Source organism: Nocardioides sp. zg-1308 (genome assembly GCF_013155375.1).
In the GTDB taxonomy this organism is placed as follows: domain Bacteria; phylum Actinomycetota; class Actinomycetes; order Propionibacteriales; family Nocardioidaceae; genus Nocardioides; species Nocardioides renjunii.
On record NZ_JABJQY010000005.1, the window covers coordinates 422,297 to 448,677 of the forward strand.

Below are 26,381 nucleotides of genomic sequence, written 5' to 3' on the forward strand. Positions count from 1 at the left end.
GGTGCGGGGCGTCCCAGCCACGGATCGTCAGGCCGTGGTTGGGACGGGCGGCGGCCTGCAGGCTCGAGGGCACACACATCCGACCCACACGAGGAGCCACCGTGGCACCCAGGCACTACGACATCACCCTCCCCGACCTGACCGGCAAGCGCGCCATGGTCACCGGCGCCAGCGACGGGATGGAGCTCGGCATCGCGGCCACGCTCGCCGGTGCCGGAGCCGAGGTGCTCGTCCCCGTCCGCAACAGGGAGAAGGGAGAGGCGGCGGTCGCGGCGATCCGCTCACGGGTGCCGGGTGCCCGGCTGGTGCTGCACGACCTCGACCTCGCATCGCTGGCGTCGGTCCGCGCCCTCGGTGAGCGGCTCGTCGGCGAGGGAGAGCCCCTCCACCTCCTCGTCAACAACGCCGGCGTGATGACGCCCCCCGAGCGCCGCACCACGACCGACGGCTTCGAGCTCCAGCTCGGCACGAACCACCTCGGCCACTTCGCGCTCACCGCGCACCTGCTGCCGTTGCTCCGCGCCGGTCGGGCGCGCGTCACGTCGCAAGCGAGCGTCGCGGCGCGCCGCGGCCGGATCAACTGGGACGATCTGTCCTGGGAGCGCTCGTACGACGGCATGGCGGCCTACCAGCAGTCCAAGATCGCCTGCGGGCTGTTCGGCCTCGAGCTCAGCAGGCGCAGCGCGGCCGGCGGGTGGGGCCTCACCAGCAACATCGCCCATCCGGGCGTGGCGCCGACGAGCCTGCTCGCCGCGCGGCCGGAGCTGGGGCGGTCCGAGGACACCACCAGCGTCCGGGTGATCCGCTGGCTCTCGTCCCACGGGCTGGTGGTCGGGACGGTCGAGACCGCGACGCTGCCCGCACTGCTCGCGGTGACGACGGGCGACGACGGCGGCTTCTACGGACCTCAGTGGCCGGGCAACGCCGGCGGTCCGCCCGGGCTCCAGAAGCCGTGGCCACCACTGCGCAGCGAGGCTGACGCCGCGCGTCTGTGGGACGTCTCCGAGCAGCTGACCGGGATGCGTCTCGGCTGAACGCCGGTCGAGCGTCTGGGCCCGACCCGGATGATGGGCACGTGCTGCACCGACATCCGTTCCTGAGCCTGCTGACCCTCCTTTACCTGGGATTCGTCGGGCTCGTCACCCTGACGCCCGCCGAGGACCAGCCGGACTACTCGAGCCTGGCGGCGCGCCTCCTGGCCCGGCTCGAGCGCTACCCCGACCTCGACCCGCTGACGAGCCGGCTGAGCGTCGACCGGGTCGAGTTCCTCGCCAACATCGGCCTCTTCGTGCCGCTGGGCGTGTTCCTGCTGCTGCTGGTCGGCTTGCGGCTGTGGTGGGTGGCCCTCGCCGCGGGCATCGTGCTGACCTCCATGATCGAGAACGTGCAGCGCCAGATCCCGGGCCGTGTCTCGGACCCCCGCGACGTGGCGGCCAACTCGATCGGGATGTTCCTGGGGATCCTCCTCGCGCTGGTGCTGACCCTGCCTGCCACGCTGCGCCGCCGGCGGCAGCGGGAGCGCGATCAGCGGGAGCAGGGCCTGCACGTCTGAGGCCTCCCTCGGGAGCGGCGGACCGGACGCCGGACTGGACCGGTGGTCGCCCGTGGACCGCCGTGGGTGCCATGATCGAGGGTCGGCGGCTGGCCGGGTCGCTGCGGGAGCACCACCGAGGGAGCACCACCGAGTTCGGGACCGGTATGGCGACGGTGATCGGAAGGTCCGACAGCGCCGAGATGGCGTTGCTGCGTCGCGCCCTGGACGACGGCGGCTTCGAGGAGGGCGCGGACCCCTACGGCGTACGCCTCCTCGACGCGCCCCTGCCGCCGGCCCCCGACTGGGTCGAGGACGGGGACGGCCGTGTGCTGGTCGTGGCCTGCGGCGAGCGGCACCCGTCCGGGGTGTGGGGACTGCTCGCCCAGGGTGTCGAGGACGTCATCAGCTGGACGGGCGAGGAGACGGTCGCCGTGGTGGTGGCGCGGCTGGAGCGCTGGCGCGAGGTCGACCGCGTGCTCTCCTCGCGGGTGGTGGCCTCACTGGTGCACGGTGGGTCGGCGGCCACGCGCAGGCTGCTGGTCGACCTCGTCGAGCTGGCGGTCTACGGCTCCGGGCCGATCCTGCTGGTCGGGGAGACCGGCACGGGCAAGGAGCTGGCGGCACGTCTCGTCCACGCCGTCGCCGAGGAGTCGGCCTCGCTCGTCGTCGTCGACTGCACCACCATCGTCGCGTCGCTGTCGGGCAGCGAGCTGTTCGGCCACGAGAAGGGCGCCTTCACCGGCGCGGACCGGGCCCGGGCGGGTGCCTTCGCGGCGGCCGACGGCGGCACGCTGTTCCTCGACGAGATCGGCGAGCTGCCCCTCGCGCTCCAGGTCGAGCTCCTCCGGGTGCTCCAGGAGGGCACCTACAAGCGCGTCGGCGGGGACACCTGGTCGCGCACCCGCTTCCGCCTCGTCAGCGCCACCAACCGCGACCTCGAGGAGGAGCAGCGCCAGGGCCGGTTCCGCAGCGACCTCTACCACCGCATCGCCTCCGGGATCGTGCGGCTCCCGCCCCTGCGCGAGCGCACCGACGACCTCGAGGACCTGTTCCGGCACTTCCTCGCCGAGGCGGCGGGCCGACCGCTCGAGGTGGCGCCGAGCGTGGTGGCGCTGCTCCACGACCGCGACTACCCGGGCAACCTCCGAGAGCTGCGCCAGCTGGCGTACGCCGTCGCCGCGCGGCACGCGGGTCCCGGCGCGGTCAGCCCGGGCGACGTGCCCCTGCAGTACCGACCGGCCGGCCCCGCGGCCGACCCGCCCGTGCCGTCGCGACGGCTGCTCGACCGGGCCGTCCGGGCCGGTCTGTCCGAGGGGCTCAGCCTGCCCGACCTCAAGACGCTCGTCGGGGACGTCGCGGTCGAGGCCGCGCTCGCACGGTGCGACGGCAACGTGCACCGCGCGGCGGCGCTGCTCGGGGTGACCGACCGGGCCGTCCAGCTGCGCAGGCAGGTGCCGCGGCCGCGAGCGGGCAAGAAGGCTCAGTGAGCCCTTTGGGCCCCGCCCCCGGCTCGCCCGGAGGCTCAGCCGTGGACCTCGGCCTCCAGCTCGGCGGCCAGCTCGCGGAGGAACTCCGCCATCTCGAGCAGCTCGTGCTCGATGTCGGCCCCGGTGCGGGACGCGCTCCTGGCCGGCAGGGTGATGCCGAGCTGCATGGCGTACTTGGCTCGCACCTGCGCCTCGACCAGGTTCCCCAGCTGGGTGGGGCACTGCCAGCGCGGAATCAGCTCCACGGCAGCCGGCACGGAGATCGGGTGGCGGAGCTGGTACCAGGTCGTCGGCTTCGGGACGCGCTGGCGAGGGCGCCAGCCGGCGATGATCCGCTTGAGCTCGCCCGAGTCGGCAGCGAGGACCTCGTAGCGTGACGGTTGGCCCGGTACCTGGCGGTAGGTGAGGAGCTGTGGGGTGACCGAGCGGCGTCCCGCCGTGCGCGTGACGAGCTGCCGGATCCCGTCGGCGATGCCCTCGGCGTTGTGCGGCTTGATCTCGCCGACGACGCCTTTGCGGGGGAACCTCACGAGGTCCTGCGGCCATGCGGTCGGCTTCGTGGTCGAGTCCCAGCGGTGGCGGCTCTGCCGTGTCGTTGTCATGACGGTTCTCCTCCTGGTGGTCCTGCCGCCCACACGTCGAGGGCGGTGAGTGCGAGCAGGGTGGCGCCGTCGAGGACGGCGCGGTCCCCGGCGGGCGACGCGGCGGCTGCGGCGAACGCGCGCGAGTGCGGAGCGAGGCGGCCGATCGCCAGCTTGGGGTGGGCGACGGGCACGACGTGGCTGACGTTGCCGAGGTCGGTGCTCCCCGCGGTGAGCACGTCGAGCGGGTCGCCCGGCGCGGCAGCCCGGCCCAGCGAGCGGAGGTGCCGCTCCAGCGAGGCCGCGAGCCACGGGTCGGTGCGCAGCTCGTGGTAGACCGGACCGCGTCGCTCGACGTGCACCGAGCACCCCGTCGCCGTGGCACCGGCGGCGGCCGACCGCTCGACCACCGCGAGGAGCCGACGCAGGCCGGGCGTCGTCGCCGCCCGCGTCATGACCCGCAGCGCGGCGGCCTCGGGCACGACGTTGGGCGCGTCACCACCTCGCGTCACCACCGCGGTGACCTGGTCGCCGGGCGCGAGCCGCGACCGCGCAACGCCCAGGGCCCCGTAGGCCAGCACGGCGGCGTCCACCGCGTTGCGGCCGTGGGCCGGTGCCATCGCGGCGTGCGCGGCACGACCGCCGAACACCACGTCGTACGTCGCTGCGGCCCGGAACGTCGCCCGCGCCTGGTCCCGGGAGCCGGGGTGGACGAGGAGCGTGGCGGCAGCGCCGTGGAACGCACCGCGGCGGAGCAGCTCGATCTTCCCGCCGCCGCCCTCCTCGGCAGGGGTGCCGAGGGCGACGACGCGGCCGCCGTGGGCCGCGGCCAGGGGGGCCAGCACGGCCGCCGCCCCGGCGGCCGCTGTCGCGACGACGTTGTGGCCGCAGCCGTGGCCGAGCCGCGGCAGGGCGTCGTACTCGCAGCACAGGACCACCAGCGGACCCGCACGACCGGCACGGGCGCGGAAGGCCGTGGCCAGGCCGTGCGCCGGCAGCTCGACGCGGAGTCCCGCGGAGGCGAGGAACGTGGCCACCCGGCGGCTCGAGCGGTGCTCCGCCCAGGCCGTCTCGGGACGGGCGTGCAGGTCGTGGGACAGCGCGAGGAGTGCCGGTGCGAGCCGGTGGACCGCGGACCGTACGTCTGCCCGCGCCGCTGCCGCCGTGCTCACGTCGTCACCGCCCGCCGGTGCGCGACGCGCCGGCCACGACGGGCGCGGAAGCGCTGTCGGGCAGGGGCGGTCAGCCGCAGGACGTTGCCGGCGAGGACGTCGGCGAGCCCGTCGCGGTCGACCGGCAGCGCCCGTGCCTTCGCGAGCTCGACGGCCGGGTGCAGGAACGGACCGTCGCTGCCGAACAGCACCTTCCGTGGCCCGGCACGACGCACGGCGTCCTCGAGCAGGTCGTGGTAGCGCACGCCGGACGTGTCGGTGAAGACGTTGGGGATCCGGACGAGCTGGTCGACGAACGCGCACTGCGCCTTCCAGTCGTCCGCGAAGGAGGACAGGTGCGGTATCACCCAGGCGACGTCCGGGTAGGCCCGCGCGACCATCTCGACGGTGGCGGTGTCGCCGGCCGGGTCGTAGAGGACCGGCAGGGCCCACCGCCGGGCCGCCTCGGCGACCTCCCGGGTGATGCGTGCGTCGTGGGCGTGCACCTTGATGCCGCAGAAGCCCCGGCGCACGGCGACGGTGACCCGCTCGCCGACGTGGCCGGCCTCGGTGCGGGTGTTGACGAAGAGGTAGCCGAGGAACCCGGGGCGGGTGATCAGGCGGGCGATGTCGGCGTTGGCGCGCGGGTAGTCCGAGGTGAGGGGTGCCATGACCACGGCGCCGCGGATGCCGGCGGGACGGGCCCGGCGCAGGTAGACCGGCAGCGAGCCCTCGGTGTCCCAGGGCCCGCGCAGCCCGTCGCCCGTGCCGATGTGCACGTGCGCGTCGATGACCAGCGGACCCCTCATGCCGCCCTCCCGGTGACCGCGCCGGCGAGGGCCTGCTCCAGCCGCTGCATCTCGGCCTCGCCGTGGTCGGCGCGCAGGCACAGCGAGAGCGTCGGGCGGCCGGTGCACCGTCCCGTCGTGGCGAGGGACCGGATCCCCGACGCCGCCAGCGCGCGGTGCACCTCGAGCGGGTCGCGACGGCCGCCCTCGGTCGCGACGAGGGGGAACCCGACGCCCAGCGGACGCATCCGGAGGTCGGCCAGGACGCTGCGGACGCGGACGACGTGACCCGCCAGCCGCGCCCGGCGGTCGTCGAGGCTCGGGTCGTCGAGCGCGTGGCGCAGCGCGGCGACGTCGGCCGTGGTCGGCGGGCCGGCGTGCACCCGGGTCGGTCCGTCGGCGCGGACGCGGGCGACCCGGGGGCCGGGCCCGGTGACGACCGCGAGCGGCGCCGAGAGCCCCTTGGCCAGCGACGCGACGGTCACGTGGCCCGGCTCGACCCCGAGCCAGGCCGCGGTGCCGCCTCCGCCGCTGCCGAGGACCGGCGCCGTGGGCGTACGACGTCCGAGCACGCCGGCCGCGAGGGTGTCGTCGACGACCAGCTCGCCGTCGTGGCGCCGCGCGACGTCCGCCAGCTCGCCCAGCGGCGCGGGACGCAGGCAGGAGCCGCAGAGCCCGTCGGTGACCACGACCGCCCGTCGTCGGCGAGGAGCTCGGCGCCGCGCGTCGTCCGCGTCGTGGTGCCGGAAGCGCACGACCTCCGGACCGCTCCCGCCCACGGCACCCACGGCACCCACGGCCCACCGGCCGATCGGGTAGACCGCCTCGTCGAGCAGGATCACCGCGTCGGGCACACGGGTCGACAGCACGTCGATGAGCGCGTGCAGGCTGGTCCGGGCGAGCACGCCGTCGCCGTCGCCGTGCCAGCGGGCCAGCCGCCTCGTGAGCGGCCGGCCCGCCTCCGTCTCCTCGACCGCCGCCGGCCGCCCGGTCGTCAGGCCGGCCGGTGTGCCGGACGGCCGGAGACCGAGGAAGTGGGCGGAGGTGAAGTCGTCACGCACGGATCCGGGCGCCGGAGAGCCGGCGGGCGAGCAGGGTCGACGGCATCTCCGTGCTGGGCTCCTGGGCGAGGTCGACGCCGGTCGCCGACCGGTAGGCGGCGGCGTACTTCTGGATGCCGTAGCGGAACGCCTGCGCCCAGGTGGCCGCCTCGATCCCGCCGACGCCGGGATCGGCCCAGTTGCCGAGCCGGATGGTGAGCACCAGCTGCTCGCCGATCGTCGCGAGGTCGTTGAAGTGCATGATGCTGGTGTCGGTCCAGCCCTGGATCGACTTCATGCTGTCCACCCGGTCCATCCACGCCTCGGGGTAGGGCGTCATCGGACGGCCGCCGAGGAACTCGCGCATCTGCGGCTCGGCCAGGATGCTCTGCATCACGAGGAACTCGGCACGCGCCGCCACCGCCATCTCGCCGTACTGGTTCTGCGTGCCCTGCGACAGCACGATGTGGCAGTCGCGCAGGGCCCTGTAGAGCGGGAAGGCGTCGGCCTGCACGGTCAGGTCGTCGAGCTCCTTGAAGTAGCGGTGGGCGAGGAAAAGCACCTGGTGGAACGTGGCCAGGAAGCCGTTGCGGCGCTCCACCACCACGTGCGGGCGGGGGACCGCTCGCCCGATGAGCGAGAAGCCGTACTCGTACTCGTACTCCACCGCGCGCCTGCGCACGGTGAGCCGGTGCAGCTCGTCCTCGGCATAGCCCCACAGCCGGTTGCGCAGCGGCAGCAGCGGCGTGACGTCGAACCGCGCCAGCGGGTCGCGGCCGGGGATCCGCCGGTTCTGGAACCGCGCGAGGATCACGTTGAGGGTCTGCACGAGCATCCCCTCCTCGAGCCAGTAGTTCCAGATCAGCTCGACGCCCGGGAGGTACGCCGTCCCGGCGTCGCGCGGCAGCAGGATGCCGGGGAACTGCGCGGCGGTCTCCTCGAGCTTGTGCTCCTCGTACCCGGGCGGCACGAGGTCGCCGAAGGACGTGACCTTCGACCGGGAGACGAAGTCACGGGCGGCGCGCCGCAGGGCCTGGTAGGGACGCCCGCCGAAGGCCGGCCAGGCGTTCGCGTCGTCGTAGGCCTCCCCGGGGCCCCAGTCGGCCTCGAGGAAGCGGCGGAACTCGGCGTACGTGACGGGGGAGGACCGCTCGACCTGTCCGGTCGGACCCTCCCGGACGAGGGCGACGCGCAGCGGCTGGCCGATGTCGCCGTCGTGGCCGGTGTCCGAGCCGGCGGCCGGGTGCGTGGACACCGCGAAGGCGTCCTGGTCGAGCTCCTCGGCGTGCTCGATGAAGGCCGAACCGGTCTCGCCGGAGCCGGGCCTGCCGGCGTAGAGCACCAGGCGGTACTCACCCTCGTCGAGGTGGACGTCGTCGTCCTCGTGCTCGTGCACGTACCTCTCGTCCCACTCGACCGCCGATCCCAGCGAGATGGTGTGCTCGGCCGCGGGCTTGCGGCCGCCGGACCGCGGCTTCCAGCCGACGGCGACCGCCGTGGCCTCGTCGGCGCCCTCGTGCAGGACCGCCCAGGTGAAGGCGCTGACGCTGGACTCGAGGGCGACCTCGAAGAGGACGTCCTCCTCCGGGGTGAAGACCTGGCTCGTGGGCCGGATCGCGTTGTGCCTGTCCTTGGACATGCTGACTCCTTCTCATGAGGCGCGTGCGAGCACGCGTCGGGTGGTGGTGATCTGTTCCGCGGAGGCGAGCGTGCTGCGCAGCGCCCAGGCCCTCAGCAGGGCGCCGATGAGCTGGCTCTCCGCCTCGGGGGTGATGCGCCCGGCGGCGCGGGCCTGCCCGGCGACGGCGAAGACGAGGCTCGGCCGCTGGCGCGCCATGGCGCCGAGGTCGCCGCGCCAGGTGGCGTGGAGCTGGAGCAGCCGGGCCGGCGTGCGTTCGGCTGTCGGGAAGACCTGCCCCAGCGCTCGTCCGCCCAGCGCGGGGGAGCGGTGGGCGAGCAGGGCCCGGACGAAGGCCGGGATGCCCGCCTCCAGGGCGGCCAGCTCCTGCTGGCGCACCGGCGGCAGCCCGGCCACCGGGTTCAGCGCCTTCCAGGAGGCACGCATGGCGGCCCACTGGGGGTGCGGGTGGAGCGCCTCGCCCATCCCGCAGCTGAGCAGGACCCGGATGTAGGGGATCGGGTGCGGGTCGTCCCCGGACGGCCGGAAGACGAAGAAGCGCGGCAGGCTGACGACGGCGAGCAGCCCGAGCGTCGAGGAGATCCCGAGCGTCGCGACGGACCACAGGTCGGCCACGATCTCGGAGATCCAGCGCTCCCAGCTGCGCCACACGGCCTGCTCCCGGGTGCCCGACGGTCGACGGGCGGCCAGGTCCTTGCGCAGGCTCTCCACGAGGCCGAGGAGCGCCGCTCCCTGGTGCCCGACCTCGTGCACGAGGGAGGACGCGATGCCGTGCCCGACCATCCGCTCGCGCGGGATCCGGATGATGGCGGCCGGGCTCAGGTCGCCGCCCGGCATCTTGGTCCGCGCCCGTCGGATCGCCGCGCCCGGCCCGCGAGCCAGGTAGCACACCGCCGGCGGTGGGTCGGTGATCAGCGGGGTGATCCGGAGGGCGTCGTCCGCCAGCACGTCGAGCCCCGACAGCCAGGTCCCGGTGCGGCTCTCGCTGCGCTGGGTGACGACCTCGGTGAACATGTCGAGCTGGCTGAGGATCGAGTTGAACCTCATCCGGAGCAGCACGAAGCGGTGCTGCTGCTCGGCGGGCGGAGCCTGCCGACCCGGTCCCCTGAGCCACGTCAGGTAGTCCTCGACGCGTCGTCGCAGGACGGTGCGCCCGGTGTGGAGGAACCGCTCGATGTCCAGCGCCGCCCGCAGCGGCAGCATGGCCGCGGGCACCATGGTCTCGTGCAGGGCCAGCGGCCGGATCTGGTTGAGGCGTGCCAGCAGCCCGCGGGCCTCCATCTCGAGGAGCGCGTCGCTGCGCAGGCGGGTGTCCATGGCCGACCTCAGGCCCCGACCAGCACGATCCGGTTGCCGCGCCGGTACCAGCGGCCGGCCGGTCCACCGACCTCCTGCGACTCCTGCGACTCGTGCGTCTCGAAGGTCTCGAACGCCTCGAGGCTCTCCATGGCCGACGCGTCGTCGTCGTCGAACGGCTCGAACCCTCCGTCGCCCCCGGTGCCTCGACCGCAGCGACAGCCCTGCGACGGCGCAAACGGCGACGGGTCCCAGGCGGGAGCGTCCCAGCGCGGTGCGCGACGCGCGCGCCACTGGCCCTGGCGGCCGTAGGCCTGCCGGCCACGGCCTTGGCCCTGGCCCTGGCCCTGGCGCAGCAGCGTCGGGGCATAGCGACGGGCCGAGGACACGGCGGCACTGCGGGCGACCAGGCGCGGGGCGACGCCGTACGGCGCGCGCATGGCGCTGCGGACCGTCCCGTTGGCCCAGCGCACGTAGCGCCGAGCGGCCTCGAGCTCGGCCTCGGCCTCGCCCATCGTCTCGCGCTCCTCGGCCTCGAGGAGCTTGGCGGCCATGCTGCCGAGCTTGCCGCCGATGGCGGTGCCCAACCCCGGCGCGACGAAGGAGCCGAGCGCCGAGCCGACCATCGGCAGGGCGGTCTTCGCGACGTTGCGGAGCACGCCGCCGACGGCCTTGCCGACGCCCGACTTCATGAACGAGCTGGCCCCGCGGGCCACGCCGCGGACCAGCTTGCCGAGGAACTCCTCGAGCTCGGCCTCGTTGGTGATCTCGAGCAGCTCCTGGGCGAGCTCGAGCTCGAGGCTCTCGTGCAGCTCGCCGGACAGCTCGTAGGCCTCGTGCAGCTCGGGCTGCTCCCACTCGTACGACTCGTGGAGCTCGGGCTGCTCCCACTCGTACGACTCGTGCAGCTCGGGCTGCTCCCACTCGAATGATTCGTGGACACTCATCGGTTGACTCCTTCGGTGACGGGGACGGTGCGTGGTGGCGGCGCTCAGGCGCCGTAGATGACGATGCGGCGGCCCTGGCGCACCCAGCGCCCCGAGGCCGCCCGGCTGCGCCCGGCGGTCCCGGTCACGACGGGCACCAGTCCCGGGAGGTGGCGGCGTGCCGCGGCGGCGACCGCCTGGGTGGCTGCCTGGCTCGGTGGGAGCTGGGGCGTGCGGGCCGCGATGCGGGCCGCGTCGCCCGCGGTGCGGACGAAGGCCCGGGCGACCTCGAACTCGCGGTCCTCCTGGGACATCGCCTCGAGCTCGAAGCGGCTGCCCAGCCAGCGACCGGCAGCGGTCCCGAGCTGGCCCCCGGAGCTGCCGCCGAGGGCGGACCCGACGATGCCGCCGACCTGCGGCAGCACCTGGCGGGCGGCGTTCTTGAGGACGCCGCCGAGCGCCTGGCCGGCGGCCGATCCCGCGAAGCCGCGGGCCGCCGAGGTGGCCGAGCGGACGAGGCTGCCGAGGAAGTCCTCGAGCTCGGCCTCGTTGCTCACCTCGAGCAGCCGGCCGGCCAGCTCCATCTCCATGGCCTCGGCCTCGTGGCCGGCCTCGTAGGACTCGTACTCCTGCGCCGCCTCCTGGAGCTCGTAGGTCTCGTAACCGGTCTCGCCGGTCTCGCCGCTCAGCTCGAACATGGCGCGGTCGATGTCGTGCATGGGGTGTCCCCTCTCGGTCGATGGCTCTCGACCCCTCCATGCAAGTTCCGTGCCACGCCCACCGGGCGGTACGTCGCCGTGGCGGGCGAAGCGCGCTTCGCTCCGTGGCGAGCGGCGTCAGGGTCGGGGCGAAGCGGGGTTCGCGGCCCGGGCGCGGTACTTCGCGACGGTGCGCCGGGAGATCGCCGCCCCGTCGCGGGACAGCAGGTCGGCCACCTGCTGGTCGGTGGCTCCGGGGTGCTCGGCCCGTGCCGCGGCGACCCGCACCGCCGTGGAGGGGCTGGCGCCGAAGAAGTCCGCGAGCGGGACGACGCGCCCGTCCGGACACCGGGCCAGCTTGCCGCCGACGACGCGACCGACGGTCGAGGGATGGACCGAGAGAGCGGCTGCCACGTCCCGCCGCAGCAGGGGCCGGTGCTCCTCCGGTCCGGCCACGATGAACCCCTGCTGGCGCAGCGCCACCTCGTCGGCGACGCGTTGGAGCATCCGGCCCCGGGCGGCGACCTGGGCGACCAGCCTGGCCGCCGCCTCGCGGTGGGGCGCGAGCCAGGCGCGGGCCTCGTCGGTGTCGGCTAGGACGTCGGTCACCACCTCGATCCCCGCCGAGTCGGGACCCGCGACGTGGGCGACCACCGGACCGGGGCGGTCCGGCTGCGTGAAGACCACGTCCGTGGGCGCGCTGCGGGCCGCACCGCCCGGGAGCGACACGAACGGGCGGGTGCGCCCACGGAGCACGGCGACCGCCGCGGCCACCGCCTGTTCAGTGGCTCCCGCCGCCTCGGCGACGTCCGCGAAGCGCTCCTCGGCGACGTCCGGCAGCCACCGCTCGGCGATCTCGCCGACCAGGGGATCCACGGATCCCGACTCGACCAGCGCGGCCGCCTGGACGCGGACGCAGTCGATCGGCGACGTGGCGGCGATGCCCGGCGGACCCGCCCGGCGCAGGCCGGCGACGACGGCCGCGAGCGTCTCCGCGGGCACCGGCGGCGGGTCGGGCAGGAGCCCGTGGTCGTCGAGCGAGGCCACCACCTCCTCGAGCACCGGACGCCACGTGTCCGGCAGCTCGGTGACCGCGTCGCGCAGCAGGTCCGCGCGCCAGTCCGACGTCGCCTCCGGCTCGGCGCTCCAGCGAGCCGTCGAGCAGACCGTGCAGCGCTCGCCGGTGGTCGCCAGTCCGCAGGTCGGGCACGGCCGCCAGGAGCGGCGTTCGAGGAGCGGGTTCTCCGCCACCGCCCGGTCCACGGCGGCGTCGAGCTCGACGGCGCCGGCCGGCAGCAGGGCGAGGTAGGACAGCACGCGCAGCCCCGGCCGCGCGGCCAGCCGAGGTGTCATGCCGAGCGACGGTCCGGACCGCTCCACCTGCCGACCGTACCGCCGGGCGCGGCGGGCGTCCGCGCGTCGTCCGCGCGTCGCTCAGGACGCCGCGTGCTCCCGCGCGGCGGCCACCAGCCCGGCCATCAGGCCGATCTCGAGCCGCGTCTCCGGGTGCCACTGCACGGCGAGGCAGTAGCGGTCGCCGGTGGCCTCCATCGCCTCGAGCGTGCCGTCCTCGGCGCGCGCGACGGCCGTGAAGCCCGGGTGGGTGGCCACGGACTGGTGGTGGTGGCAGCTGACCTCGGCCGTCGCCCCGACCAGGCCGGCGAGCCGCGACCCCTCCGCCGTGCGCACCTCGATCGATCCGTAGGCGTCGCCGCCGGGGGAGTGCTGCGCGTGCCCGACGAGGTCGGGCGTGTGCTGGTCGAGCGTGCCGCCGGCGTGCACGGCCATCAGCTGCATGCCCCGGCAGATGCCGAGGACCGGGAGGCCCACCTCGGCGGCCGCCGTCAGCAGGGAGAGCTCCCACTCGTCCCGGTCCGGCTGCCACGCCGCCGTCTCCGGGTGGGGCTCAGCCCCGTATGCCGCGGGGTCGACGTCGGCTCCGCCGGACACGACGAGGGCGTCGATGCGGGCCACCACCCGCGCCGCGGCGCCCGGCGCGGCGACGGGCGGCAGGAGCAGCGGCACGCCGCCCGCCGCCTCGACCGAGGCGGCGTACTCCGTGGGCAGGAGGTCGGCGCGCGCGTCCCAGACGCCCCAGGCCGCCCGCTGGCGGTAGGTCGTCAGGCCGATGAGCGGTGCGTCCACGAACCCGTCCTCACAGCGGCGTGACGTAGGCGCCGGAGATGCCGCCGTCGACGAGGAAGGTGTTGGCGGTCATGAAGCTCGACTCGTCGGAGGCGAGGAAGAGCACGGCGTTGGCCATCTCCTCGGGCTCGCCGAACCGGCCCATCGGCACGTGGACCAGCCGCCGGGCCGCGCGCTCGGCGTCGCTGGCGAACAGCTCCTTGAGCAGCGGGGTGTTCACCGGTCCGGGGCACAGGGCGTTGACCCGCACGCCCTGGCGGGCGAACTGCACCCCGAGCTCGCGCGACATCGACAGCACGCCGCCCTTCGACGCGGAGTAGGAGATCTGCGAGGTCGCCGCGCCCATCACGGCCACGAACGAGGCCGTGTTGATGATCGAGCCGCGGCCCTGCTCGAGCATGTAGGGCAGCGCTGCCTTGCAGCACAGGTAGACGCTGGTGAGGTTGACCTCCTGCACGCGGCGCCAGGCCTCGAGGTCGGTGTCGAGGATCGAGTCGTCCTCGGGCGGCGAGATGCCGGCGTTGTTGAACGCGATGTCGACCGATCCGTAGGTGTCCTGCGCAGTGCGGAAGAGCGCGTCCACCTCGTCCTTGGACGTCACGTCGACATGGACGTACGTCGCCACGTCGGGGCCGCCGAGCTCCGCCACCAGCGACTCGCCGGTGGCGTCGTCGATGTCGCCGATGACGACCCGCGCGCCCTCCTCGACGAAGCGGCGCACGGTCGCGAGCCCGATGCCGCTGCAACCGCCGGTGACGACCGCCGTACGGCCCTCGATGCGTCCTGCCATGTCCTGTGCCTTTCAGTGTGGGCCGGCGGGGGAGCCGGTCGTGGAGCCGCCGGTGCGGCTGCTCAGTGGGCGATGAAGACGTTCTTCTCCTCGGTGAACGCGTTCGGCGCGTCCGGTCCGAGCTCGCGGCCGAGGCCGGACTGCTTGTAGCCGCCGAACGGCGTCCAGTAGCGCACCGAGGAGTGGCTGTTGACCGAGAGGTTGCCGGCCTCGACGCGGCGCGCCACGCGCAGGGCGCGGCCGACGTCGGAGGTGAAGATCGAGCCGGAGAGGCCGTAGTCGGTGTCGTTGGCCAGCGCCACGGCCTCGTCCTCGTCGTCGAACGCCCTCACCGCGACCACGGGGCCGAAGACCTCCTCGCGCCACACCGGTTCGCTCGTGTCGCGCGACTCGACCACCGTCGGCGGCAGCCACCAGCCCGGACCGTCCGGGGCGGTCCCCGTGAACGCGACGGTGGCGCCGTCGACGTAGGCCTGGACGGTGTCGCGCTGGGCGGCGGAGACCAGGGGACCCATCTCGCTCTGCTCGTCGGCGGGGTCGAGCACCCTCAGTGCTCGGACCGCGGTCTCGAGGCGACCGACGAACTCGTCGTAGGCCGAGCGCTGCACGAGGATCCGCGAGCGCGCGCAGCAGTCCTGTCCCGCGTTGTCGAACACGGCGTAGGGCGCGCTGGCCGCCGCGGCGGCGACGTCGGTGTCGGCGAAGACGATGTTGGCGCTCTTGCCGCCGAGCTCGAGGGTCACCCGCTTCACCTGGTCGGCGCAGCCGGCCATGATCTTCTTGCCCACGGCGGTGGACCCGGTGAAGCAGACCTTGCGCACCAGCGGGTGGGTGACGAAGCGCTCGCCGACGACCGAGCCCCTGCCCGGGACGACGTTGAGGACGCCCGGGGGCAGGCCCGCCTCCAGTGCCAGCTCACCGATGCGGATCGCGGTGAGAGGCGTGAGCTCGGCGGGCTTGAGGACCACCGTGTTGCCGGCCGCCAGCGCGGGGGCGAAGCCCCAGGCCGCGATCGGCATCGGGAAGTTCCACGGCACGATGATGCCGACGACGCCGAGGGGCTCGTGGAAGGTGACGTCCGTGCCTCCGGCGACGGGGATCTGCCGACCGAAGAGCCGCTCGGGCGCCGCGGAGTAGTAGTTCAGGCAGTCCCGGACGTTGCCGGCCTCCCACCGCGCGTTGCCCACGGTGTGCCCGGCGTTGAGGACCTCCAGCTGCGCGAGCTCCTCGAGGTGCTCGTCCACCACGGCGGCGAAGGCGCGCAGGAGCCGTGCGCGCTCGCCCGGCGCGACGTCGCGCCAGCCGGGGAAGGCATCGTGCGCCCGCTCGATGACGGCGTCGGCCTCCTCGAGGGAGGCCGAGGCCGGCGAGGAGTCGAGCTCCGCGCCGGTCGTCGGGTTGATCAGGGTGCTCATCTCAGCCTCTCTCCACGTCACTCACAGCGTCGGTCAGAGCCGCTCGAACCCACGGGCGAGCTCCCAGTCGGTGACCGCCGCGTCGTAGGCCGCCATCTCGACGTCGGCCATGTTGGCGTAGTGGTCCACGACCTCGTCGCCCAGGGCCTCGCGCACGACCGCGGAGGAGTGGAACAGCTCGCGGGCCCCGGCCATCGTGTGGGGCACGCGCGGCTTGTCCGAGGCGTACGCGTTGCCGGTCAGCTCCGGCTCCAGCTCGAGCTCCTCGTCGATGCCGTGCAGCCCGCCGGCGATCATCGCGGCGAGCGCGAGGTAGGGGTTGGCGTCGGCGCCGGGGATGCGGTTCTCCATCCGGGCCCCGGCGCCGCGGCCGACCAGCCGTACGGCGCAGGTGCGGTTGTCCGTGCCCCAGCCGATCGTGGTGGGGGCGAAGGACCCGTCGGCGAACCGCTTGTAGGAGTTGATGTTGGGCGCGAAGAACAACGTGAAGTCGGCCGCCGTCGCCAGCACCCCGGCGATGAAGCGGTCGTAGAGCGGCGTGCGCGCGCCGGTGTCCTCGTCCCAGAAGACGAGGTCGCCGTCCTCGCCCCGCAGCGACAGGTGGATGTGGCACGAGCTGCCCTCGCGCTGGTTGGGCTTGGCCATGAAGGTCACCGACTTGCCGTGCAGCGCGGCGATCTCCTTGGCGCCGTTCTTGTAGACCACGTGGTTGTCGGCCGTGGTGAGGGCGTCGTTGAAGAGGAACCCGATCTCGTGCTGCCCGAGGTTGCACTCGCCCTTGGCGCCCTCGACGTCCATGCCCGCGGCGTACATGTGGTTGCGGATGTCGCGCAGCAGCGGCTCCACCCGTGAGGTGCCGAGGATGGAGTAGTCGACGTTGTACTGGTTGGCGGGCACGAGGTCGCGGTAGCCCTTGCGCCAGGCCTCCTCGTAGGTGTCCTCGTAGACGACGAGCTCCAGCTCCGTGCCGGCCATCGCGACGAGGCCGCGCTCGGCGAGGCGGTCGAGCTGGGCCTGGAGGATCGCCCGGGGGCTGGCGGCGACCGGGCGGTGGTCGGCCCACTCGAGGTCGCACTGCACCATCGCCGTGGCCGGCAGCCACGGCAGCAGGCGGATCGTCCGCTCGTCCATGACGAACTCCATGTCGCCGTAGCCCTGCTCCCACGACGTCATGGCGTAGCCGTCGACGGTGTTCATGTCGACGTCGACCGCCAGCAGGTAGTTGCAGCCCTCGGTGCCGTGGCCGACGACGTGGTCGACGAAGTACTGCCCGTGCAGGCGCTTGCCCTGCAGCCGTCCCTGCATGTCGGTGAAGGCGAGGACCACGGTGTCGACCTCGCCGGCGTCGATGCGCTGGCACAGTCCCTCCATGGTGAGGTGGCGGTCGTTGCGGGTGCTCACGGTGGCTCCTGGGTCTCCGGGTGCGTCCGGCGTGTCGGGCTCGGTCGTCGTCAGACGAGCAGGCCGCGCAGCAGCGCCGCCGTGTCGTCGCAGTGGTCCTCCATCACCGTGCGGGCCCGGTCGGGGCGCCCACCGAGGATGGCCGTGCAGATCAGGCGGTGCTGGCGGTGCGAGTGGCCGATGTTGGGCTCGAGCGAGGGGATCGCCCCCAGCATGGAGTCGAGGGTGGACTGCACCGAGGTGACCGCCTCCTGCAGCCGCGCCGAGCCGCTGAGCGCGGCGATGGTCAGGTGCAGCCGCGAGTCCGCCTGCCGGTGCGCGCGCTTGCCGGACGCGTCGTGGACGGCGGCCTCCGTGGCGGCGAGGCGGTCGCGGTCGGTGTCGGCGAGCGCGTGGCTCGCGGCGAGGTGGGCGGCTCCGGGCTCGACGACCCGCCGGAACTCGAGCGCGTCGAGCCACTCCGACTTGGTGGCGGCGGACAGCCGCGACAACCCGCCGCGGAACCGGGCGCGGGCCTGCGACGTGACGGTGGACCCGCCACCGCGGCCGCGCCTGGTCTCGACCAGCCCCGCCTGTCGCAGGGCGGCGATCGCCTCGCGCAGGGTGGCCCGGCTCACGGCGAGCCGCTCGGCGAGCTCGCGCTCGGGCGGGAGGAGACTGCCGACGGGGTAGACCCCGAGGCGGATCGCGGTCGCCAGCTGCTCCACGCATCCCTCGAAGGCGTGGTGGCCGCGCACCGGCCGGAGCACCGCGTCCGTGAGGTGCTCGTGGGGCTGGGCCGTCATGCGGGCCAGTCTGTGCACGGCAGGGCCACACGTCAATGGTCAGAGTTCAGACCAATTTCTGCTCGGACCCTTTACGGCCCCTGCGGGCGGGTCTACGGTGCCGAACACCCACTGACGCCCCGAGAGGTGTGCCCATGTCCGCTGCAGAGACCGCTGGATCCGCTGGAGAGTCCTCGCGCGAACGCGAGCTGACCGATGACGAGAAGCACCTCGCGAAGCTGGGGTACTCGCAGGAGCTGAGCCGCAGCTGGTCGAGCTTCTCCAACTTCGCCATCTCGTTCTCGATCATCTCGATCCTGGCCGGCTGCTTCACCACCTTCGGGCAGGCCTGGAACAACGGCGGGCCCATCGCCATCTCGTGGGGCTGGCCGATCATCTCGGCGTTCATCCTCATCATCGGCTTCACCCTCAGCGAGCTCGTGTCGGCCTATCCGACGTCCGGCGGCATCTACTGGTGGGCCGCCAAGCTCGGTGGTCCGGCCGCCGGCTTCTTCACCGGGTGGCTCAACCTCATCGGGCTGCTCGCGGTGACGGCCAGCGTCGCCTACGGCGCGGCCACCTTCCTCGACCTGACGATCAGCACGATCAGCACGAGCTGGGCCGACGGCTACTCACTCACCCGGGTCTTCCTGATCTTCGTCGCCATCCTCGCCCTGGCGTCGGTGCTCAACATCTTCAGCGGCCACCTGCTCGCCGTCATCAACAACATCTCGGTGTGGTGGCACGTCGCCGGCGCGGCGATCGTCATCCTGGTGCTGATCATCGTGCCGCCCACGCACCAGAGCCTCGACTTCGTCTTCACCGAGCGGATCAACAACTCCGGCTTCAGCAGCGGCGCCTACTGGTTCCTGGTGCTGCCGCTCGGCTTCCTGCTCACGCAGTACACGATCACCGGCTTCGACGCCTCCGCCCACCTCTCCGAGGAGACCCAGGGCGCCGCCGAGGGCGCCGCCAAGGGCATCTGGCGCTCGATCTTCTACTCCGCCATCGGCGGCTACGTCCTCCTGCTGGCGTTCCTCTTCGCCGTCCAGGACCCGCAGGGGGTGAGCGACGGCTTCGGTGCCGTGGACGTCATCTTCGGCCAGGCGCTGCCCGACGGCTGGCACTTCCTCATCTTGCTCATCTCGACGGCCGGCCAGCTGTTCTGCACCACGGCGTGCCTGACCAGCGCCTCGCGGATGACGTTCGCGTTCAGCCGCGACGGCGCCATCCCGGGATCGAGGTGGCTCTCCACGGTCAACAAGACGACCAGGATCCCGGCCAACGCGGTCATGTTCGTAGCGGTCATCGGCGCGATCATCACCCTCCCCGCGCTGAAGAGCATCGGTGGCGTGCCGGTCGCGTTCTACGCCGTCGTCTCCGTCGCGGTCATCGGGCTCTACCTGTCGTTCCTGATCCCGATCTACCTGCGCTGGCGCATCGGCGACGCCTTCGAGGCGGGCACCTGGACCAACGGCGCGAAGTACAAGTGGATGAACCTCGTGGCGGTGGTCGAGATCGCGATCATCTCGGTCTACTTCGTGCTGCCGTTCACCCCGGCCGGCGTGCCGTTCAGCGACGAGTTCGCCTGGAGCAGCGTCAACTACGCGCCGGTCCTCACCATCGGCACGCTCATCGTGCTGGCGATCTGGTGGAACGTCTCGGCCAAGCGCTGGTTCACCGGCCCCAAGAACACGATCGACGACGCCGTCGTCAACGCCTTCGACGACTGAGCCGTACGAGCTGCTCGCCCTCGCTCAGGTGAGGGCGAGCAGACCGTCGACCAGGAGCACCGTCCCCACCAGCACGGCGACCGCCGCCCACACCGCGGGACCGGCGCGCACGACCCGGTCGCGCAGCATCGCCAGCCGGACCTGCGCGTCCCCGGGACGGCGGGCGTAGTAGCCGAACATGCCCGCCACCGTGGCGGTGGAGGCGACGGTGAACACCGCGAAGGCGACGGCGACCACCACCAGGGACACCTGGTCACGCACCACGACCAGCGCGGCGGCGCTGGTGAGCGCCCACGGCTGCTTCAGCACGCCGACGGTGGCAGCGCCGAGGGGCGTGAGGTTGGCCATCCGGCTGACGAGCCGCTGAGTCCCCCTCGAGGACCCCGCCGGGTCCGGGGAGCCCGGCGGGTCGGTCGCGCGCCGGCTCCACCTCCGCGCTCCGAACCACAGCAGGCCCGCGCCCAGCAGCGTCTCCAGCACCGCCACCGACGTGCGTCCGTCGCCGCGCTCCGTGGTGCCCGAGGCCGCCACCGCGTAGCTCGCGGTGAAGACGACGGTCAGCGAGAGGACCCACCCGGTGAGGAACGCCGCCGCGTTGACGCGAGCCCTCGCCGTGCCGAGCACCAGGACGAACACGACGATCGTCGCCGGGGACAGGCTCGCCATGAGGCCCAGGAGGAGGACCGGCAGGATCAGGCTCACGGTGCCCCTCTCTCGTCCCGCTCGCCCCGGTGTGGCGGCGCAGTCCGTCCCACCGTGCCCGGTCGGGCGACCCGGCGCCTGACCTGCCACGGGTGACGCATCCGGGATGCGAAGAACCCCAGGTCGACGACCTGGGGTTCTTCCTGTGTGTCCGAGGGGGGACTTGAACCCCCACGCCCTAATACGGGCACTAGCACCTCAAGCTAGCGCGTCTGCCAATTCCGCCACCCGGACGAGTGCTGGAGAACAGTAGCAAAGCGGATGGCTCGACATCGCATCGGGGTTGGTGCGCACTCGTGGGGCAGGATGGACGGCATGGACCAGGCGCCCACCGACCGTTCGCAGGACCTGTCGTACGACCCCGCAGCGGAGGTCGTCGAGCTGTGCCAGCAGCTCATCGGCATCGACACCTCCAACTACGGCACCGACGACGGACCGGGGGAGCGCAAGGCCGCGGAGCACGTCGCGGCGCTGCTCGACGAGGTCGGGATCGAGGCCCAGCTCCTCGAGGGACAGCCCGGCCGCACCAACGTCGTGGCGCGCTGGGGCGGCGGCGACGGCCGCGCCCCGCTGCTGCTCCACGGCCACCTCGACGTCGTACCCGCCGAGGCGTCCGACTGGCAGGTGGACCCCTTCAGCGGGGAGATCAAGGACGGCCAGGTGTGGGGCCGCGGCGCCGTCGACATGAAGGACTTCGACGCGATGCTGCTGAGCGTCGTCCGGGCGCGCGCCGCCGCCGGCGCGGCGCCCCAACGTGAGGTCGTGCTGTGCTTCACCGCCGACGAGGAGGCGGGCGGGGGCCACGGCGCCAAGCTGCTCGTCGAGCAGCACGCCGACCTGCTCGCCGACTGCACCGAGGCGGTCGGGGAGGTCGGCGGGTTCTCCGCGACGATCCGCGGCCGGCGGGTCTACCTCATCGAGGCCGCCGAGAAGGGCATGGCCTGGATGCGGCTCACCGCCCGCGGACGGGCCGGCCACGGCTCGATGATCAACGACGACAACGCCGTGACCCGCCTGGCCGGTGCCGTGGCCCGCATCGGCGCCCACCAGTGGCCCGTCCGGCTGACCCCGACGATGGAGGTCCTGCTGGCCACCGTCGGCGAGCTCGCCGGCACCGAGGCCACGCCCGAGAACGCCGAGGCCCTCGTCGAGGAGTTCGGCGACGCCGCCCGGATGCTCGGTGCGGTCATCCGCAACACCGCCAACCCCACCATGCTCCGCGCCGGCTACAAGACCAACGTCATCCCCACGGAGGCCCAGGCCACGGTCGACGGCCGGTTCCTGCCGGGCTACGAGGACGAGTTCTTCGCGACGCTGCACGAGCTGGCCGGCGACGGGATCGAGTTCGACTTCGAGTCCAAGCAGGACCCCTGGGAGACGCCGTACGACGGCGACCTGGTGACCGCCATGACCCGCAGCCTGCTCGCCGAGGACCCCGACGCCCTCGTCGCGCCCTACCTGATGAGCGGGGGCACCGACGCCAAGCACTTCCGCAAGCTCGGGATGCGGTCCTACGGCTTCGCACCCCTCCGGCTCCCCGCCGAGCTCGACTTCACCGCGTTGTTCCACGGCGTCGACGAGCGGGTCCCGGTGGACGCGCTCGAGTTCGGGGCGCGGGTCTTCGACCGGTTCCTCGAGCAGGCCTGACCTCTCGAGGGACTTTCGAACATCTGGGGGTGTGCACGCCCCCAGAAGTTCCGGTTTCCCCGCCTGTGCGGGGAAACCGAGCCGGCCCCGGCAACCCGCGCGGATCACGACAGCCCCCACCGCCCACCCCCTCGGTGGTGTCGCGCACGCCACAGCCGGACACGGGTGAGGGAATGCGCCACGCTGTGGCACAGTTGCCACCGCAAGAGCTTGCGTGCTCTGGGGGCGGTGGAACTCCGCACCGGCGGTCACAGTCCGCGACCCGGCCACATCCAGTGGCCGGTTGACCAGGTGGAAATCCTGGACCGACGGTCACAGTCCGGATGAGAAGTGCACGCTGACGGCTCGCGCGCCGTCCCGACCAGTCGGGGGCGCGCCCCGTCGCCCGCCCCCCGTGAGTCCGCACCACCGGACCGGAGGCGGAGATGACGACCAGCGAGGCAGAGCGCAGCGCCATGCGGCGCGCCCTGGCGCTCGCCGCCACCCCCGGCGTGCCCCTCGGACCCAACCCGCGCGTCGGCTGCGTGCTCCTCGCTCCCGACGGCACGATGGTCGCCGAGGGGTTCCACCGCGGAGCCGGCTCGCCGCACGCCGAGGTGGACGCGCTGGCACGGGCCGGGGCGGCGGCGCGGGGCGCGACCGCGGTCGTCACCCTCGAGCCGTGCAACCACACCGGCCGGACCGGTCCGTGCAGCGAGGCGCTGCTGACAGCGGGCGTGTCCCGCGTCGTCTTCGCGCAGGCCGACGCCAACCCCGTCGCGCGAGGTGGCGGCCACCGCCTGCGCCAGGCCGGGGTCGAGGTCGTGGGCGGCGTGCTGGCCGACGAGGCGCGGGCCGTCAACGAGGTGTGGACCTTCGCCGTGACCTCCGGGCGGCCCTTCGTCACCTGGAAGTTCGCCACCACGCTCGACGGTCGCAGCGCCGCTGCCGACGGCACCAGCCGATGGGTCTCCAGCCGCGCCGCGCGGCTCGACACCCACCGGCTGCGGGCGCTGTGCGACACGATGCTGGTCGGGACCAACACCGTCGAGGTCGACGACCCGGCGCTCACCGTCCGCGACGAGGCCGACGAGCCGCTCGACGTCCAGCCGCTGCGAGCAGTGATGGGCCTGCGCGACCTCGCGCCCGATCGGCGCGTCCTCGACGACCGCGCCGAGACCGTGCACCTCCGCACCCGCGACCCCCACGAGGCGCTCGGAGCGTTGTTCGCCCGCGACCGCCAGCACGTCTTCCTCGAGGGCGGGCCGACCCTCGCGCGCGCCTTCCTCACCGCCGGCCTCGTCGACGAGGTCGTCACCTACGTCGCCCCGATGCTGCTCGGCGCGGGGGCCAGCGCCGTCGCCGACCTGGGCATCGGCACCATCGCTGCCGCCGTGCACCTGGACGTGAGCGACGTGACCGTGCTGCCCGGGGACGACGGTGAGGACACCAACGTCCGCCTCACCATGACCCCCGGCCCGACTCCCGGTCGGACTTCCAGCCCCACTCCCAGCCCCACCCCCAGGAGGACCTGATGTTCACCGGCATCGTCGAGGAGCTCGGCACCATCGCCGAGGTCACCGACCAGGGTGACGCCATCCGGCTCACCGTCGAGGCGAGCACGGTGCTCGAGGGCACCGTCCTCGGCGACTCGATCTCGGTCAACGGCTGCTGCCTCACCGTCTCCGCCCTCGACGAGGGGCGGTGGACCGCCGACCTCATGCAGGAGACGCTCGACAAGACGTCGCTGAGGGGCGCCGCACCGGGGGACCGGGTCAACCTGGAGCGCGCGGTCACCGTCGACAAGCGGCTGGGCGGCCACATCGTCCAGGGCCACGTCGACGGCGTCGGCGAGATCGTCTCCCGCTCGCCCAGCGAGCACTGGGACGTCGTCGAGATCTCCCTTCCCATCCACCTCTCGCGCTACCTCGTCGACAAGGGCTCGATCACCGTCGACGGCGTCAGCCTGACGCTCGTCGAGGTCCACGACGCGAGCTTCACCGTCAGCCTGATCCCCGAGACGCTCGCCCGTACGACGCTCGGCAGCCGCCGCGTCGGCGACCTGGTCAACCTCGAGGCCGACGTCATCGCCAAGCACGTCGAGAAGCTGCTCGGCGGCTACCTCCCCACCTCCACGCCCACTGCGAACGACGAGGAAGAATGATGTCCCTGCTCGAATGGCTCATCGACGGCACCATCCCCGTGCCCGGCGGCGAGCTCGGCGCCCGTGAGGTGATCGGCAACCTGTTCGGCCTCGCCAGCGCGATCCTCGGCATGAAGCGCTTCGTGTGGGCCTGGCCCGTCGGCCTGGTCGGCAACGTGCTGCTCTTCACCGTCTTCGCGACCGGTGAGCTCTCCGGGCAGATCGAGGACCCGCTGTGGGGCCAGGCCGGCCGGCAGGTGTTCTTCGCGGTGGTGTCGGTCTACGGCTGGTGGCGCTGGTCGCAGGTCAGCAGCGCCGGTGGCGCCTCCGACGGCGGCGCCGTCGCACCGCGCTGGGCCACCGACCGCGAGCGGCTGCAGCTCCTCGTGCTCGGCGTCGTCGGCTACGCCGCGGCGTACGTCCTGCTGCTGCAGGTCGGCTCCTACGGACCGACGACCGAGGCCTGGATCCTCGCGGGCTCGATGCTCGCGACCTACGGCATGGCCCGCGGCTGGGTGGAGTTCTGGCTGGTCTGGATCCTCGTCGACGTCGTCGGCGTGACCACGCTGGTGCAGGCCGGGTTCTACCCCACCGCCGGGATGTACCTGTTCTACGCCGTCTTCGTGGTCATCGGCTTCGTCGTGTGGCTGCGCGACGCCCGGACGGTCGTCGACACCTCCTCGGTCGACGAGGACGCGGTGATCCCCGCATGAGCGGGGCGAGCACCGTCCGGCTGGACTCCGTGGAGCGGGCCGTCGCCGACATCGCCGCCGGCCGGGCCGTCGTGGTGGTCGACGACGAGGACCGCGAGAACGAGGGCGACATCATCTTCGCCGCCGCCAAGGCGACCCCGGAGCTCATGGCCTTCACCATCCGCCACTCGAGCGGCGTCATCTGCGTCCCGATGCCGGCCGACATGCTGGACCGGCTCGAGATCCCGCTCATGACGCCGCACAACAAGGACCGGCTGCGCACGGCCTACACCATCTCGGTCGACGCGCGGGACGGCGTCACCACCGGCATCAGCGCCGCCGACCGCGCCCACACCGCCCGCACGCTCGCCGACTCCGCGACCGAGCCGTGGGAGCTCACCCGTCCCGGGCACGTCTTCCCGCTGCGCTACCGGGAGGGCGGCGTCCTCGTACGCCGGGGGCACACCGAGGCGGCCGTCGACCTGGCGATGCTCGCCGGGCTCACGCCGGCCGGTGTGCTGGTCGAGGTCGTCAACGACGACGGCACGATGAAGCGCGGCCCCGAGCTGCGCGAGTTCGCCGACGAGCACGGCCTGGCGATGATCTCCATCGAGGACCTGGTCCGCCACCGCCGCCGCCACGAGCGCCACGTCGAGCGGGTCGCCGAGACCCGGCTGCCCACGCGCCACGGCGAGTTCACCGCCTACGGCTACCGCATCACGATCGACGGCAGCGAGCACGTCGCGCTGGTGCACGGCGACGTCGCGGGGGCCGTCGAGAGGGGCGAGCCGGTGCTCACCCGCGTCCACAGCGAGTGCCTGACCGGCGACGTCTTCGGCAGCGAGCGCTGCGACTGCGGGCCGCAGCTCGACGAGGCCCTGCGCACTGTCGTCGCGGAGGGCACGGGCGTGGTGGTCTACCTGCGCGGCCACGAGGGGCGCGGCATCGGCCTGGTCGCCAAGCTCCAGGCCTACCAGCTCCAGGACGGCGGCCGCGACACCGTCGACGCCAACCTCGACCTCGGGCTGCCGGCCGACGCCCGCCACTACGGCACCGCGACCCAGGTGCTGCGCGACCTGGGCATCGAGTCCGTGCGGCTGATGACCAACAACCCCGACAAGACCGCGAGCCTCGAGGACTTCGGGATCCGGGTCACCGAACGGGTGCCGCTCACCCCGCACCCCAACGACCACAACCTGGCCTACCTGCGGACCAAGCGCGACCGGATGGGCCACGACCTGCCCGACCTCGTGGTGGACCTCGCGCTGGACCACCAGCTCGAGCACGAGGCCGCGCCCGACACCGGACCCACCACCCCGTCCCCCGAAGGAGAGCACCGATGAGCGGCGCCGGAGCACCCACCTCCCAGCCCTACGACGCCAGTGGCCTCAAGGTCGCGGTCGTCGCCGCGAGCTGGCACACCCAGGTGATGGACGGCCTCGTCGGGGGCGCCGAGCGCGCGCTGGCGGCGTACGGCGTCACCGAGCCGCAGGTCCTGCGCGTGCCGGGAACCTTCGAGCTGCCCGTGGTCGCGGCGGCGCTCGCCCGGGACGGCTACGACGCCGTCGTCGCGCTCGGCGTCGTCATCCGGGGCGGCACCCCGCACTTCGAGTACGTCTGCTCGGCCGCGACCGACGGCCTCACCCGGGTCAGCGTCGAGCACGCCGTGCCCGTGGGCTTCGGCGTACTGACGTGCGACACGGAGGAGCAGGCCCTCGACCGCGCCGGCCTCGAGGGCTCGAGCGAGGACAAGGGGTGGGAGGCCACGGCCGCCGCCCTCGACACGGCCCGGGTGCTGCGGGACCTGCGCACGGGTTGAGGCGCCCCCGG

Annotated in this window: 25 protein-coding genes, 1 tRNA gene and 1 riboswitch; of the genes, 10 read left to right on the top strand and 16 right to left on the bottom strand. The window is 73.3% G+C overall.

What is annotated here, in order from left to right:
- The first annotated feature begins 101 nt into the window (after window positions 1-101).
- The 3 genes from HN031_RS20685 (at window position 102) to HN031_RS20695 (ending at window position 3,021) form a co-directional block, all read left to right on the top strand.
- On the top strand, window positions 102-1,034 hold the full coding sequence (locus HN031_RS20685; RefSeq protein WP_172274935.1) for an SDR family oxidoreductase: 933 nt from the start codon (window positions 102-104) through the stop codon (window positions 1,032-1,034).
- A 41-nt stretch (window positions 1,035-1,075) separates the two neighbouring features.
- Window positions 1,076-1,552 carry a VanZ family protein gene (locus HN031_RS20690; protein WP_172274938.1) on the top strand — a complete coding sequence of 159 codons (477 nt, stop codon included), beginning with the start codon at window positions 1,076-1,078 and terminating at the stop codon, window positions 1,550-1,552.
- Between the two features lie 71 nt (window positions 1,553-1,623).
- Entirely contained in the window at window positions 1,624-3,021 is a 1,398-nt protein-coding gene (locus tag HN031_RS20695; protein WP_172274940.1) for a sigma 54-interacting transcriptional regulator, read from the top strand.
- A 35-nt stretch (window positions 3,022-3,056) separates the two neighbouring features.
- Here HN031_RS20695 and HN031_RS20700 read toward each other — a convergent pair whose 3' ends face one another.
- From HN031_RS20700 to HN031_RS20765, 14 genes are all read right to left on the bottom strand, one after another.
- The gene (locus HN031_RS20700; protein ID WP_172274943.1) at window positions 3,057-3,623 is read right to left on the bottom strand and encodes a hypothetical protein; all 567 of its coding nucleotides are present in this window, start codon (window positions 3,621-3,623) and stop codon (window positions 3,057-3,059) included.
- Window positions 3,620-4,774: an amidohydrolase gene (locus tag HN031_RS20705; protein ID WP_172274945.1), complete on the bottom strand. Its 1,155-nt coding sequence runs from the start codon at window positions 4,772-4,774 to the stop codon at window positions 3,620-3,622. Before HN031_RS20705 ends, HN031_RS20700 begins: the two co-directional genes overlap by 4 nt.
- Window positions 4,771-5,562, bottom strand: a complete 792-nt coding sequence (locus HN031_RS20710; RefSeq protein WP_172274948.1) for an amidohydrolase family protein — start codon at window positions 5,560-5,562, stop codon at window positions 4,771-4,773. The genes HN031_RS20705 and HN031_RS20710 overlap by 4 nt, the downstream gene beginning before the upstream one ends.
- Window positions 5,559-6,602, bottom strand: a complete 1,044-nt coding sequence (locus HN031_RS20715) for an aminotransferase class I/II-fold pyridoxal phosphate-dependent enzyme (RefSeq protein ID WP_172274951.1) — start codon at window positions 6,600-6,602, stop codon at window positions 5,559-5,561. The genes HN031_RS20710 and HN031_RS20715 overlap by 4 nt, the downstream gene beginning before the upstream one ends.
- Window positions 6,595-8,220: a hypothetical protein gene (locus HN031_RS20720; protein WP_172274954.1), complete on the bottom strand. Its 1,626-nt coding sequence runs from the start codon at window positions 8,218-8,220 to the stop codon at window positions 6,595-6,597. Before HN031_RS20720 ends, HN031_RS20715 begins: the two co-directional genes overlap by 8 nt.
- A 12-nt stretch (window positions 8,221-8,232) precedes the next feature.
- Window positions 8,233-9,537: a hypothetical protein gene (locus HN031_RS20725; RefSeq protein ID WP_172274956.1), complete on the bottom strand. Its 1,305-nt coding sequence runs from the start codon at window positions 9,535-9,537 to the stop codon at window positions 8,233-8,235.
- 8 nt (window positions 9,538-9,545) lie between these two features.
- On the bottom strand, window positions 9,546-10,463 hold the full coding sequence (locus tag HN031_RS20730) for a hypothetical protein (protein ID WP_172274959.1): 918 nt from the start codon (window positions 10,461-10,463) through the stop codon (window positions 9,546-9,548).
- A gap of 44 nt (window positions 10,464-10,507) precedes the next feature.
- Entirely contained in the window at window positions 10,508-11,161 is a 654-nt protein-coding gene (locus HN031_RS20735) for a hypothetical protein (RefSeq protein ID WP_172274961.1), read from the bottom strand.
- 117 nt (window positions 11,162-11,278) lie between these two features.
- A complete protein-coding gene (locus HN031_RS20740; protein ID WP_172274964.1) occupies window positions 11,279-12,520 on the bottom strand; it encodes a hypothetical protein in 1,242 nt (413 codons plus the stop codon).
- 54 nt (window positions 12,521-12,574) lie between these two features.
- The gene (locus HN031_RS20745; RefSeq protein WP_172274966.1) at window positions 12,575-13,285 is read right to left on the bottom strand and encodes a gamma-glutamyl-gamma-aminobutyrate hydrolase family protein; all 711 of its coding nucleotides are present in this window, start codon (window positions 13,283-13,285) and stop codon (window positions 12,575-12,577) included.
- A 10-nt stretch (window positions 13,286-13,295) separates the two neighbouring features.
- Complete coding sequence (locus HN031_RS20750; protein ID WP_172274968.1) at window positions 13,296-14,075, bottom strand: 3-oxoacyl-ACP reductase; 780 nt, start codon at window positions 14,073-14,075, stop codon at window positions 13,296-13,298.
- Window positions 14,076-14,137: 62 nt separating this feature from the next.
- Window positions 14,138-15,490: an aldehyde dehydrogenase gene (locus tag HN031_RS20755; protein ID WP_172274970.1), complete on the bottom strand. Its 1,353-nt coding sequence runs from the start codon at window positions 15,488-15,490 to the stop codon at window positions 14,138-14,140.
- A gap of 33 nt (window positions 15,491-15,523) precedes the next feature.
- The gene (locus HN031_RS20760; RefSeq protein WP_322425249.1) at window positions 15,524-16,891 is read right to left on the bottom strand and encodes a glutamine synthetase family protein; all 1,368 of its coding nucleotides are present in this window, start codon (window positions 16,889-16,891) and stop codon (window positions 15,524-15,526) included.
- Between the two features lie 50 nt (window positions 16,892-16,941).
- Window positions 16,942-17,676, bottom strand: a complete 735-nt coding sequence (locus HN031_RS20765; RefSeq protein ID WP_172274972.1) for a FadR/GntR family transcriptional regulator — start codon at window positions 17,674-17,676, stop codon at window positions 16,942-16,944.
- 134 nt (window positions 17,677-17,810) lie between these two features.
- Between HN031_RS20765 and HN031_RS20770 the strand changes: the two genes are divergently transcribed.
- Complete coding sequence (locus HN031_RS20770; protein WP_172274974.1) at window positions 17,811-19,388, top strand: amino acid permease; 1,578 nt, start codon at window positions 17,811-17,813, stop codon at window positions 19,386-19,388.
- Window positions 19,389-19,412: 24 nt separating this feature from the next.
- Here HN031_RS20770 and HN031_RS20775 read toward each other — a convergent pair whose 3' ends face one another.
- Both HN031_RS20775 and HN031_RS20780 read right to left on the bottom strand, forming a co-directional pair.
- Window positions 19,413-20,090: a GAP family protein gene (locus tag HN031_RS20775; RefSeq protein WP_172274976.1), complete on the bottom strand. Its 678-nt coding sequence runs from the start codon at window positions 20,088-20,090 to the stop codon at window positions 19,413-19,415.
- Window positions 20,091-20,238: 148 nt separating this feature from the next.
- Window positions 20,239-20,324: transfer RNA gene (locus HN031_RS20780), tRNA-Leu, on the bottom strand.
- A gap of 81 nt (window positions 20,325-20,405) precedes the next feature.
- Between HN031_RS20780 and HN031_RS20785 the strand changes: the two genes are divergently transcribed.
- The 6 genes from HN031_RS20785 to ribH all read left to right on the top strand — a co-directional run bounded on the left by HN031_RS20785 (window position 20,406) and on the right by ribH (window position 26,370).
- Window positions 20,406-21,737, top strand: a complete 1,332-nt coding sequence (locus HN031_RS20785) for a M20/M25/M40 family metallo-hydrolase (protein WP_216652653.1) — start codon at window positions 20,406-20,408, stop codon at window positions 21,735-21,737.
- A 210-nt stretch (window positions 21,738-21,947) separates the two neighbouring features.
- Window positions 21,948-22,077: riboswitch (FMN riboswitch) on the top strand.
- 85 nt (window positions 22,078-22,162) lie between these two features.
- Complete coding sequence (gene ribD / locus HN031_RS20790) at window positions 22,163-23,251, top strand: bifunctional diaminohydroxyphosphoribosylaminopyrimidine deaminase/5-amino-6-(5-phosphoribosylamino)uracil reductase RibD (RefSeq protein WP_253943615.1); 1,089 nt, start codon at window positions 22,163-22,165, stop codon at window positions 23,249-23,251.
- Entirely contained in the window at window positions 23,251-23,880 is a 630-nt protein-coding gene (locus tag HN031_RS20795) for a riboflavin synthase (RefSeq protein WP_172274978.1), read from the top strand. Before ribD ends, HN031_RS20795 begins: the two co-directional genes overlap by 1 nt.
- Complete coding sequence (pnuC, locus tag HN031_RS20800; protein ID WP_216652654.1) at window positions 23,877-24,572, top strand: nicotinamide riboside transporter PnuC; 696 nt, start codon at window positions 23,877-23,879, stop codon at window positions 24,570-24,572. The genes HN031_RS20795 and pnuC overlap by 4 nt, the downstream gene beginning before the upstream one ends.
- Window positions 24,569-25,894 (top strand): bifunctional 3,4-dihydroxy-2-butanone-4-phosphate synthase/GTP cyclohydrolase II, encoded by a 1,326-nt coding sequence (locus tag HN031_RS20805; RefSeq protein WP_172274986.1) that lies wholly within the window; start codon window positions 24,569-24,571, stop codon window positions 25,892-25,894. The genes pnuC and HN031_RS20805 overlap by 4 nt, the downstream gene beginning before the upstream one ends.
- Window positions 25,891-26,370, top strand: coding sequence for a 6,7-dimethyl-8-ribityllumazine synthase (gene ribH, locus HN031_RS20810; protein ID WP_172274989.1), 480 nt, complete (start codon window positions 25,891-25,893; stop codon window positions 26,368-26,370). Before HN031_RS20805 ends, ribH begins: the two co-directional genes overlap by 4 nt.
- Window positions 26,371-26,381 lie beyond the last annotated feature (11 nt).

Bases quoted from the DNA above. Each gene is read 5' to 3' on its own strand.
- HN031_RS20725 (WP_172274956.1), bottom strand. From the start codon at position 9,537: ATGGACACCCGCCTGCGCAGCGACGCGCTCCTCGAGATGGAGGCCCGC.
- HN031_RS20695 (WP_172274940.1), top strand. From the start codon at position 1,624: ATGATCGAGGGTCGGCGGCTGGCCGGGTCGCTGCGGGAGCACCACCGA.
- pnuC (WP_216652654.1), top strand. From the start codon at position 23,877: ATGATGTCCCTGCTCGAATGGCTCATCGACGGCACCATCCCCGTGCCC.
- HN031_RS20720 (WP_172274954.1), bottom strand. From the start codon at position 8,220: ATGTCCAAGGACAGGCACAACGCGATCCGGCCCACGAGCCAGGTCTTC.
- HN031_RS20750 (WP_172274968.1), bottom strand. From the start codon at position 14,075: ATGGCAGGACGCATCGAGGGCCGTACGGCGGTCGTCACCGGCGGTTGC.
- HN031_RS20785 (WP_216652653.1), top strand. From the start codon at position 20,406: ATGGACCAGGCGCCCACCGACCGTTCGCAGGACCTGTCGTACGACCCC.
- HN031_RS20765 (WP_172274972.1), bottom strand. From the start codon at position 17,676: ATGACGGCCCAGCCCCACGAGCACCTCACGGACGCGGTGCTCCGGCCG.
- HN031_RS20710 (WP_172274948.1), bottom strand. From the start codon at position 5,562: ATGAGGGGTCCGCTGGTCATCGACGCGCACGTGCACATCGGCACGGGC.
- HN031_RS20795 (WP_172274978.1), top strand. From the start codon at position 23,251: ATGTTCACCGGCATCGTCGAGGAGCTCGGCACCATCGCCGAGGTCACC.
- HN031_RS20700 (WP_172274943.1), bottom strand. From the start codon at position 3,623: ATGACAACGACACGGCAGAGCCGCCACCGCTGGGACTCGACCACGAAG.
- HN031_RS20770 (WP_172274974.1), top strand. From the start codon at position 17,811: ATGTCCGCTGCAGAGACCGCTGGATCCGCTGGAGAGTCCTCGCGCGAA.
- HN031_RS20730 (WP_172274959.1), bottom strand. From the start codon at position 10,463: ATGAGTGTCCACGAATCATTCGAGTGGGAGCAGCCCGAGCTGCACGAG.
- ribD (WP_253943615.1), top strand. From the start codon at position 22,163: ATGACGACCAGCGAGGCAGAGCGCAGCGCCATGCGGCGCGCCCTGGCG.
- ribH (WP_172274989.1), top strand. From the start codon at position 25,891: ATGAGCGGCGCCGGAGCACCCACCTCCCAGCCCTACGACGCCAGTGGC.
- HN031_RS20805 (WP_172274986.1), top strand. From the start codon at position 24,569: ATGAGCGGGGCGAGCACCGTCCGGCTGGACTCCGTGGAGCGGGCCGTC.
- HN031_RS20755 (WP_172274970.1), bottom strand. From the start codon at position 15,490: ATGAGCACCCTGATCAACCCGACGACCGGCGCGGAGCTCGACTCCTCG.
- HN031_RS20735 (WP_172274961.1), bottom strand. From the start codon at position 11,161: ATGCACGACATCGACCGCGCCATGTTCGAGCTGAGCGGCGAGACCGGC.